We start from the raw sequence: 9,367 nt of genomic DNA, 5'->3' as shown, positions 1-9,367 counted from the left end.
GATCAGCGCCACATAGACGGCCAGCACGAGCTGGTGCAGCCGGCGCCGAAACACCGCGGGCGTATAGCGCGGGGCCACTTACTGGCCCACCTTATGCGTGAGCTTATCCTGCAGCGCCCGGCGCGTGGCACGGGTGGTCTGCGCTTCTACGATGGTGATGCCCGTGGAGTATTCCTTAAGCTCTGCCAGGGTATCCAGCAGCTCCTGCGGGGTGGTCACCAAGCGGTAATCGGCGCCATACGCCTCTGCCAGCTTGCCGATGCCCACCCCATGCGGCGTTCCAAAGGCCGGCTCGAAGGCATCGCGAAGCGCGGGCGCGCCTTGTTCCAGGGTTTCGAAGATGCCGCCGCCGTTGTCATTGGCCACCACGATGGTGAGGTTCTCTGGCCGCGGCTGGTCCTCCGGGATCAGCAGCCCATTGGCATCGTGCAAAAAGGTCACATCCCCTACCAGGGCCATCACGCGTGGGGCGCGCCAATTGGTGGGATCCAGCGATTGCGTGGCCAGGGCGACGCCGATGGCTTGGGAGACGGTGCCATCGATGCCGGCCACCCCGCGCGGGGCGTAGGTATCCACGCCGTCAAAGGGCAGCCCGATGAGGGAGGCATCGCGCACCGGATTCGAGGCGCCGAGCACCACCGTGTCATTGACCGCGAGCGTATCGCCTACCGCCGCCGCTACGTGCAGTCCGGTAAACCCGATCTCTTCATCCTCCAGGGTTGTGCGCACGGCCTCGCCGGCCATGTCGGTCGCGCCCTGGCAGATCTTGAGCCACTCGCGGCTTGGCTCCCCGGTGGTCTTAACGGTGGTGCCAAGCCGCGCGTTATCCCCGCGCTGGTTGGTAAAGTCCGCTGTGCGCGAGAGCACCACGAGCTCGATATCCGGGTCATTCATCAGCGCGAGCACCCCGCGGTGCAGCGTGGGGTGGCCCACCACGATGACCTGCTCGACCTTGGTATTGACCACGTAGTCATTCGCGGAAACCTGCGCCTTGCGGAAAATATGCGCTGAGGCTGGGTGCACGGGGTGGAACGGGCCCGGCGCGGAGGGCTCCGCGATGGTCGGTACGTCTTCTAAGCCCTCGACCTCCCAGGCCTCATCGCCGGCGATGACGAGGGTATTTTTGCTTAAGTCCACAGCGACCTCGCCGTGGTCATAAAATCGCGGGGTAGCCGCGCGAGTGCCATCGCCACCTACAGGTTCCGGCAGGCTATCTCCTACCAGCGGCGCGTCAAAGGCGATATTGATGTGCACCTGAAGATCGCGCTCAAATCGCTCCGCAATAGCGGCGATATCTTTTTGCTCGTTGACCTGGGTGGTATCCGCATAGACGCCGAAGATGCCGTCTTGCACGATGGTTTGGGAAGCACCGGTGCCGATCAGCCGCTCTGGGCGGTCGGCGCTAATAATGGCGAGCGGGGTATGCGAATAGTGCGCTTCAACCACCGCGGGCAGCGTATTGGCCACGGCCGTGCCGGAGGTCATCACTACCCCGACGTGGCGGTGCTGCACGCGCGCCATGCCTAAGGCGGTAAACGCAGCGCCGCGCTCATCAATGCGCGTATGCACCCGGATATCCTCGCGCGCGAGGAGCGCGAGGGACAGCGGTGCGTTGCGGGATCCCGGGCACAGCACCACATCGGTAAGGTGGCGCGCCAATTGGGCGGCCACCTGTTCAGCCAGCTGCATCGATTCATTCATGCTGCCAGATTTTACCTACTGCGGCGCAGCGGCTGGGAATCGGCAAACGGCAATCGCGCCGCGCCGTGCCGTGCCGCGCCGCCGCCCTGCCTATATCCGGTACCGCTGGTTAGCCCTGCTGCTGGTTGCCGCCATTGCCAAAGAGGTCTCGCAAGAGGCGCTCCACGTCGAGGTCATCGCCTTCTTCCAGGCGGTCCTGGATTTCCGGTGGCAGCTCGGTAGGAATATCTTCAGGGAGTTCGTCTTGCAGGTTCGGCAGATTGCGCAGGCGCTCAGAAATGTCTGGGCCCGCATCCTCGGTTTCGGTCACCGTGGTGGGCACCTGCGTGGTCGTGGTTTCCGTCACCGGTTCTGGCGCGGGCTTATCTGCATCGCTCGCGGCATTGCGCCACAAGAAGAACAGGGCGCCCGCCGCCAGGATGGCAACCACGGCGATGGCGGCAAAGACCCCGGCCATCCCGCCGTTTTTCTTTCCCCTGCCACGCTGGTCCGGGTCATAGTCCGACGGCACCGGCTCATACTGCTGCTGGGCGTATTGTTGCTGGCCATACTGTTGTTGACCGTACTGCTGGCCATACTGCCCACCGGGCTGCTGGTAGTTTTGTTGGTAATTCTGCTGGTAATCGGCGTTCGCGTCGAATTGCCGCGTCTCATTCTGCGGCTGCTGCGCACCCGGGAAATACTGCTGTGGGTGCTGGCTGCGGGCATTACCGGCCGCGTTATCTGGGACGCGGCCTATCTGGCGCGTGGCATCCTCGGCCGGGCCAGACCACTGGCGGGTCTCGTCAGTGCCGCGCCCATCATCATGAGAGCCTTTTCGGCCATTGGAACCGTTTTCACCAAAGCCATTATTTGTCATGCCTACCAGCTGTACATCATTTTCCTGTGAGTTCCCAGGGAATCTCCCAGACGCCAGCGTTGAACCGAGGGGAATGCTAGCCCTGCAGCTGCCGCGCCCGCAGCGCCCGACCGGTCACGGTATCTTCTACGGCCAGCTGGCTTGGGGTGGCATCGGCGATGATCTGCCCGCCGTCCGCACCGGCGCCAGGGCCCATCTCAATGATGCGGTCCGCGCTCGCCAGAACGTTGAGATCGTGTTCGATGACGATCACGGTATGCCCGGCATCGACAAGCTTGTGCAGCTCCGCATTGAACAAGGCAACATCGGCCGGGTGCAGGCCGGTGGTGGGCTCATCCAGCATGTAGACCGTGTGCCCGCGCCGCGAGTTGCGGGAGCGTTGCAGCTCCGTGGCGAGCTTGATGCGCTGCGCCTCACCGCCGGAAAGCTCCGGCGCGCCTTGTCCCAAGCGGAGGTAGCCCAGGCCCACGGCCTGCAGCGTGGCGATGGCGCGGTGGATCTTTAGTTCCTCGGCAAAGAATTCGGCGGCCTCATCCACGGTAAGCTCCAGCACCTCTGCGATGCTGCGCCCATGCCAGGTCACCTCGAGGGTCTCATCGTTGAAGCGGGCACCGCCGCATTGCGGGCAAGTGGTATAGGAACCCGGCAAAAAGACCAGCTCTACCTCGATTTTTCCGGCGCCACCACAGGTGGGGCACTGGCCCTGCTTCACGTTGTAGGAAAAGCGCGAGACCGTCCACTTGCGCTCCTTGGCCTCTGGGGTGGAAGCAAAGAGCTTGCGCACGTTATCGAAAAGGCCGGTATACGTGGCCAGCGTGGACCGCGGGGTGCGGCCAATGGGCTTTTGGGAAATCTGCACCAGACGGGAGACCTTATCCAGGCCCTCTACCCCGGCAAGCGAGAACTCGTGGCTGCCCTCGTCCGCGTCGTCTTTATCTTCATCCGCCACGGCGGTGGCGGATTCCTTGAGGGTTTCTGCCAGCACGGTGCTTACCAGCGTCGATTTACCGGAGCCCGAAACCCCGGCCACCGCGGTAAATTGCCCTAGGCCAAAGTCCACATCGAGCCCGTCGATGCTGCGCGCGGAAATGCCGCGCAGGCGGAGGTGGTTGGAGGGGGTACGGGGGGCATCGGCAAGCGCGAGCTCACGCTGCGCCAAGGCGCGGGCGGTGGGGGTATCGGCGTCGTAGTCCTCGACCGGACCGGAATAGACCACCTTGCCGCCGCCCTCACCGGCGTAGGGGCCAACGTCCACGAGCCAATCCGCCTGGGCTACCAGATCCATATCGTGTTCTACCAGCAGCACCGAATTGCCGGCGGCGATGAACCGGCGGCACATGTCCAGCACCGCCCCGCGCTCATCGGGGTGCAGGCCGGCGGACGGCTCATCGAGCACATACGCCACGCCAAAGAGGCCGGAGCGCAGCTGGGCGGCGAGCCGAATGCGCTGCAATTCGCCCGCCGAAAGGCTCTGGGTGGGCCGGTCCAGACTCAGGTGCGCCAGCCCCAGCTCCAGGGCGGAGGTCAGCGCCGGCAGCACCTGCTTGAGCAGCAGATCCTCAGCGGAATTCTCCTCCGGTTCCTGCGCGCTGAGTACCTCATAGACCCGGTCCAGCGGCAGGGCGCCCAGCTTGTCGATGCTCATTCCCGCATACGTCACCTTGAGTGCCCGCGGGTTCAACCGGCGACCGTGGCAGGTATCGCACTCGCGGGATTCCATGAAGGACAACGTGCGCTTGCGCAGCGATTCCGATTGGGTCTCCTGCAGCGTCTTGGTGAGGTAGCTGGCTACCGAGCGCCACGTGCCCTCATAATTGCGCTGGATCTGGTCCGCACCGCGCAGGGGTTTTACGGTGACCACGGGACGCTCCTCAGTGAACAGGATCCAGTCGCGGTCTTCCTGCGGCAGGTCTTGCCAAGGCGAATCCAGGTCATAGCCCAAGTTCATGAGGATATCGTGAAAATTCTTGCCCGCCCACGCACCGGGCCAGGCCTTAATGGCGCCTTCCTCAATGGACAAGGTGGGATCGGGCACCATCGATTGCTCGGTGGGCTCGTGCACCACGCCCGCGCCCTGGCACTGCGGGCACATGCCCTCTGGGGTATTTGGTGAAAAGGCATCCGAGTAGAGCCCCTCAGGGTTATCCCCGGCGCGCGAGTACAACAAGCGCACGCTATTAGACAGTGCGGAGACCGTGCCCACCGTGGAGCGCGCCCCGCCGCCGGAGGTGGATTGCTGCAGCGCCACCGTGGGCGGCAAGCCCTCTACCTGGCTTACCTGTGGGTCCACCGCGGAGCTAATGAGCCGGCGCGCAAACGGCGCCACCGATTCCAGGTAGCGGCGCTGCCCTTCCCCGTGAATGGTGCCAAAGGCCAGGGAAGACTTTCCGGAACCGGAGACTCCCGTCACCGCCACGAGTTGGCCGCGCGGCATATCCACATCGACATTGCGCAGGTTGTGTAAGTGGGCATCGCGAACCTTGATTGTCATGTCCGCGATCTTACCCGCGCACCAGCTTCCTAAGGCAACGCCTCAGCCCGACACCCCCGCACCCCTCCACACGCCACTTCGCCTACCGATCTGTCTACCAATCTGCCTAGCCAAGAATTAATTTCACACCTACTCGGGGCGTTCCGGCTGGCGAGCGCGCCCTGCCACCGCGGAGCCACAGTGGATGCATATTTAGCCAGCGCCCCAACTGATAGACTTCATTGTCTATTATGACAATTCCGCTTGGTCTATAAGCTAGAAGGTAGGGCTCCGCGTTGACCGATAACACTTCATCCATCGCGCTGATTGGACTTGGCCCCCGCGGCATTTCCGTCCTCGAGCGCCTCGTGGCACAACTCAATACTGTGTCTCACCCACCAGAGAAGCTGACGCTGCACCTTATCGATGATGCCCAGCACGGCGGCGGCAAGATTTGGGATATCAACCAGCCCAAGTACCTGTGTATGAATACCTTCGCGCACGGCATGACGCTGTTTTCTGAACCCGGCTCCACCGTGGAGGCCCCAGTGGTTGAAGGCCCCACCATCTACGAGTGGATCCGCCTGACGCTTGGCGATGCCCACGTGTCCCCCGGCGCCCGCGATTACGTCGCCACCCACCCGCTGGATCCGCAGGTGCTTGAGGAATTCGGCCGCGCAGAGCTGGAGAAGCTGCGCCCCGAATCCTATTTGGCGCGCGCGCTGTACGGCCACTACATCCTGTGGGTCTTCCGCTCTGTCTTGCAGGACGTGCCAGAGTGGGTAGAGGTCAAGCAACACCACGCCCGCGTGGTGGATATTGAATCCCGCGAGGGCGCAGATATTTTGCACCTTAATAACGACACCACCGTTGCGGCCGGCTCCACCTTGGCGGTCACCGGCTGGCAAAATCAAGGCTATACCGAAAACGAGCGGTGGATCTTAAAGACCTTGGAAGAAAATCCCAGCCTGCGCTGGATTCGCGCGGATAACCCTATTGACCAGGGCGTTGACTCCATCAAGGACAACGAGAAGGTCCTCGTGCGCGGCCTTGGCATGGGCTTTTTCGATATCCTCATCCTGTCCACCGTGGGCCGCGGCGGCAAGTTCGTCGAGGATTCATCCAAGCCTTGGGGCATGCGCTATGAGGCCACCGGCACCGAGCCCACCTTTGCGGCCGCCTCCCGGCGCGGCTATCCCTTCCTGCCGCAATCCGATGAAGGCTCCCTCCCACCGGCCGCGGAGATCCCGCGGTTAAAGAAGGTCGTCGCCGAGCTATCCCACCGCACGGGCGCGCGCTCCATTAACTATGACACCGAGGTGTGGCCGGCGGTCGCCCGCGATGCCTACCAGGCCTATATCGATACCCTCGCCCGCGTCGAGCCGGAGAGCCTGCGCGCCTCCCGCGAGGAGATCATCGCTGCGCTCGATGCCACCCCGGTAGATGCTGGTGTGGCCTATAACGGCCTGGCCCAGCTCGATGAGGTCATTCACCGCCATACCACCAAAGATTTCAGCCTGCTGCGCTGGATCCACCTGCTCACGGAGGACTTTTCCAGCCAACAAGAGCTCACCGAGCACATTGCGCAGAGCCTGTGCGAGGACCTGGCAGAGGCCCAGAAGGGCCCGGAAAGCCCGGTGCGCGCCGCCTTGTGGTCAGTCGGTTTCTCCCGCAAGCCCACCCAGGTGCTGGGCGCCGAGGGCCGCTATACCCTGGAGTCGCGCCACCACATGTTCGATAAGGCCATTTCCTTGGGTCAGACCACGTGCTCCGGCCCGCCGCCTTTCCGCACGCAACAATTGCTGGCGCTTGTCGATGCCGGCATTGTCAGCTTCGTCGGCGGCAATCCCGTCCTGGGCACGAATGCCGACGCCGGCGAATGGACCATCAGCTCCAGCGCATCCGGCGGCAAGCGCATCCCGGGCACGACGCTTCTCGATGCCTGGGTGCACAAGCCCGATATCCGTCGCACCCCGCACGATTCCTTCATGCACTCCCTCGTGAAATCCGGCCGCGTGCGCGCGTTTACGGAAACCGCCCGCGATGGCATCGAGGTACCCACCGGCTCGCCTGCCGAGGACCCCGAAACCCGCCAGGTCCACAACGCCGACGGCACCGTGGATGAGCGCCTGCACCTCGTAGGAATCCCCGCCCACGCCGAGTACCCAGATACCACCCTGGCCCCGCCGATTCCCGGCACCGATTCGTGGTTCATCCAGGAAGCCGATAAGGCCGCCGTGCACGCGGCCCAGGTAGCCCTCGCGGGGCAAGCGTAGCTAGCAGCGAGGGGCAGGCAACCGCCTGCCCATTACGCTGTTAGCAGTTCCGTTCGGAGGAGCCCAGGATTCATACTCCTAGCCCCATGCTGGGGCAGGTTATGTTTATCTGCGTTCGGACCTGATCCCCATTTGGTGGACACCTGATATCCAGCCCAGTCGGACTGGGAAGAAAGGTAATCTACCATCATGTCCAGGTATTCCGAACAGTTCAAACGCGATGCCGTGGCCCTCTATAAGGAACAATGAGGACCTCTCGCTGAACTCAGCATTAGCCGAACTCGGCATCAACCGAGCTTCGCTGCATTCTTGGGTCAAAAAGTACGGCACCGGCAAACGTGCCCGCATAAAAGCCGTGCATGATAAAGCCCAAGCGGCGAATGATTCTGCGCGAATCCGCCAGCTAGAGAAAGAAAACGCAAAACTGCGCGAAGAACGCGATATCCTGCGTAAGGCCGCGAAATATTTTGCCGAAGAGACACGCTGGTGATCCGCTTCCAGTTCGTCGATGACCACCGAATAAAGTACTCGCCTCACACGGATGCGCCACGTGTTAAAGCTCAATCGTTCCTCGTTCTATAAATGGGTCCACACCCGTAAAAAGCGCAGGTTAAAGATGTATTCAGACGGTCTTATTGGTGCAAGAATAAAGACCATCTTCGACGATGAGCACGGGCTTTATGGGGCTAAACGCATCGCCGCAAGCCTTAAAGCCGATGAGAGCTGTGGTCCGACGAATCACAAGAAAGTTGCACGAATCATGAAATCCATGGGACTTTAAAGGCTTTACTAAACGGCGTCGATGCACCACCACTAGGCGCAAGCCTGGTCACCGCGTCATGCCAGATCTAGTAGGCCGCAAGGTCACAGCTAATGAGCCGAACCATGTGTATGTCAGTGACATTACCTACCTGCCCTGTAAGGGAGGAAAAAACATGTACCTTGCCACAGTCATTGATACTTACTCGCGTAAACTTGCAGGTTATGCACTCGCAGACCACATGCGTGTCTCACTAGTTATCGATGCTCTAGCCCACGCACACCATGTGCGTGGGCTAGAGCATCGATGACCAGGGTCAAGTCCCGTGTAGTGGTGTAGCGGTTTGTGCTTTCGGCTCGGTATGAAGTTCGGGGTTTGGTTAAGCGGTTAGCTGGTGGTGGTCGCCACGATGATCTCCTGGGTGGTGCATGAGGTGTTTGGTGTATTCGAGTGCTGAAAGTGCCATGTAGCGTTTTTGTTGGATCCAATCGTCGTGTTGCTCGGCTAGGACCGCACCGACAAGCCGGATGATGGATTCACGGTTTGGGAAGATGCCGACGACGTCGGTGCGCCGGCGGACCTCTCGGTTTAACCGTTCTGTGGGGTTGTTTGACCATACCTTCGTCCAGACTGGTTTCGGAGCTGCGGTAAACGCCAGTACTTCATCGAGTGATTCCTCCAAATACGCCGCGACGTGAGGGAATTTCGGTTCCAGCAGGTCGACGACCTCGCGGGCTTGGGACCAGGTGGATGTGGCGTCAGGTTGCTGGAAGATCGTCTGGAACATCGCAGAGACCATCGGCCATTGTGTTTTCGGGACCTTTTCTTAAGAGGTTCTTCGCGAAAAGGGTGCGGCACCGCTGCCACGACGCATTGGGTAGCACTTCGGAAATGGCGTGCTGGATGCCTTCGTGGGCATCACTGGTGATAAGGAATACCCCGGTAAGTCCGCGGGCTTTTAAGTCCTGGAAGAAGCCTTTCCACGATGCGTTGGATTCCGCGGTGGCGACGTGCATGCCGAGCATTTCGCGGTACCCGTCGGCGTTGACTCCGGTGGCAAGCAGCACTGAGCATGTGACCACCCGGCCGCCTTCACGGACTTTGATCGTGAGCGCGTCACACGACACAAAGGCGTACCCGCCGGGGTCTAGTGGGCGGTTTTTGAAGTCTGCGACCATGTCGTCAAGTTCTTCTGACATGCGTGAGGACCTGACCCCCAGATGGTGAGAGTGTCTAATGGTTTGTGTGTGGGAACCTAACCCGCATAAGGAGATGAACCAGAATGACTACTATGGCGAGAC

The 9,367-nt window shown here is 61.6% G+C and carries 7 protein-coding genes and 1 pseudogene; 4 read left to right on the top strand and 4 right to left on the bottom strand.

Annotated elements, in window-relative coordinates; all coding sequences use genetic code 11:
* Positions 1–78: 78 nt before the first annotated feature.
* The 3 genes from menD to ABRP87_RS10715 all read right to left on the bottom strand — a co-directional run bounded on the left by menD (position 79) and on the right by ABRP87_RS10715 (position 5,051).
* Positions 79–1,701 carry a 2-succinyl-5-enolpyruvyl-6-hydroxy-3-cyclohexene-1-carboxylic-acid synthase gene (gene menD, locus ABRP87_RS10725; RefSeq protein ID WP_349868764.1) on the bottom strand — a complete coding sequence of 541 codons (1,623 nt, stop codon included), beginning with the start codon at positions 1,699–1,701 and terminating at the stop codon, positions 79–81.
* A 109-nt stretch (positions 1,702–1,810) separates the two neighbouring features.
* Positions 1,811–2,560: a hypothetical protein gene (locus tag ABRP87_RS10720; RefSeq protein ID WP_349868762.1), complete on the bottom strand. Its 750-nt coding sequence runs from the start codon at positions 2,558–2,560 to the stop codon at positions 1,811–1,813.
* 76 nt (positions 2,561–2,636) lie between these two features.
* Positions 2,637–5,051: an excinuclease ABC subunit UvrA gene (locus ABRP87_RS10715; RefSeq protein ID WP_349868760.1), complete on the bottom strand. Its 2,415-nt coding sequence runs from the start codon at positions 5,049–5,051 to the stop codon at positions 2,637–2,639.
* A gap of 275 nt (positions 5,052–5,326) precedes the next feature.
* Here ABRP87_RS10715 and ABRP87_RS10710 point away from each other — a divergent pair, with 275 nt between their 5' ends.
* From ABRP87_RS10710 to ABRP87_RS10695, 4 genes are all read left to right on the top strand, one after another.
* Positions 5,327–7,306: an FAD/NAD(P)-binding protein gene (locus ABRP87_RS10710; RefSeq protein WP_349868758.1), complete on the top strand. Its 1,980-nt coding sequence runs from the start codon at positions 5,327–5,329 to the stop codon at positions 7,304–7,306.
* Between the two features lie 220 nt (positions 7,307–7,526).
* Positions 7,527–7,796, top strand: coding sequence for a hypothetical protein (locus ABRP87_RS10705; RefSeq protein ID WP_349868756.1), 270 nt, complete (start codon positions 7,527–7,529; stop codon positions 7,794–7,796).
* Positions 7,797–7,847: 51 nt separating this feature from the next.
* Positions 7,848–8,087 carry an IS3 family transposase gene (locus ABRP87_RS10700; protein WP_349868754.1) on the top strand — a complete coding sequence of 80 codons (240 nt, stop codon included), beginning with the start codon at positions 7,848–7,850 and terminating at the stop codon, positions 8,085–8,087.
* 58 nt (positions 8,088–8,145) lie between these two features.
* Positions 8,146–8,376: a DDE-type integrase/transposase/recombinase gene (locus ABRP87_RS10695; protein ID WP_349868752.1), complete on the top strand. Its 231-nt coding sequence runs from the start codon at positions 8,146–8,148 to the stop codon at positions 8,374–8,376.
* A 69-nt stretch (positions 8,377–8,445) separates the two neighbouring features.
* Here ABRP87_RS10695 and ABRP87_RS10690 read toward each other — a convergent pair.
* Positions 8,446–9,253 (bottom strand): annotated as a pseudogene (locus ABRP87_RS10690) (IS256 family transposase); the annotation flags it as partial.
* Positions 9,254–9,367 lie beyond the last annotated feature (114 nt).

This window comes from Corynebacterium sp. KPL2830, from assembly GCF_040225635.1.
Taxonomy (GTDB): domain Bacteria; phylum Actinomycetota; class Actinomycetes; order Mycobacteriales; family Mycobacteriaceae; genus Corynebacterium.
The sequence above is the reverse complement of the archived record's forward strand: the minus strand, read 5'-3'. Positions and strand labels throughout refer to the sequence as shown.

What these genes read in the sequence shown, in the direction of transcription:
- ABRP87_RS10715 (WP_349868760.1), bottom strand. Translation starts at nt 5,051, where the DNA reads ATGACAATCAAGGTTCGCGATGCCCACTTACACAACCTGCGCAATGTC.
- ABRP87_RS10700 (WP_349868754.1), top strand. Translation starts at nt 7,848, where the DNA reads ATGCGCCACGTGTTAAAGCTCAATCGTTCCTCGTTCTATAAATGGGTC.
- ABRP87_RS10705 (WP_349868756.1), top strand. Translation starts at nt 7,527, where the DNA reads ATGCCGTGGCCCTCTATAAGGAACAATGAGGACCTCTCGCTGAACTCA.
- ABRP87_RS10695 (WP_349868752.1), top strand. Translation starts at nt 8,146, where the DNA reads ATGCCAGATCTAGTAGGCCGCAAGGTCACAGCTAATGAGCCGAACCAT.
- menD (WP_349868764.1), bottom strand. Translation starts at nt 1,701, where the DNA reads ATGAATGAATCGATGCAGCTGGCTGAACAGGTGGCCGCCCAATTGGCG.
- ABRP87_RS10720 (WP_349868762.1), bottom strand. Translation starts at nt 2,560, where the DNA reads ATGACAAATAATGGCTTTGGTGAAAACGGTTCCAATGGCCGAAAAGGC.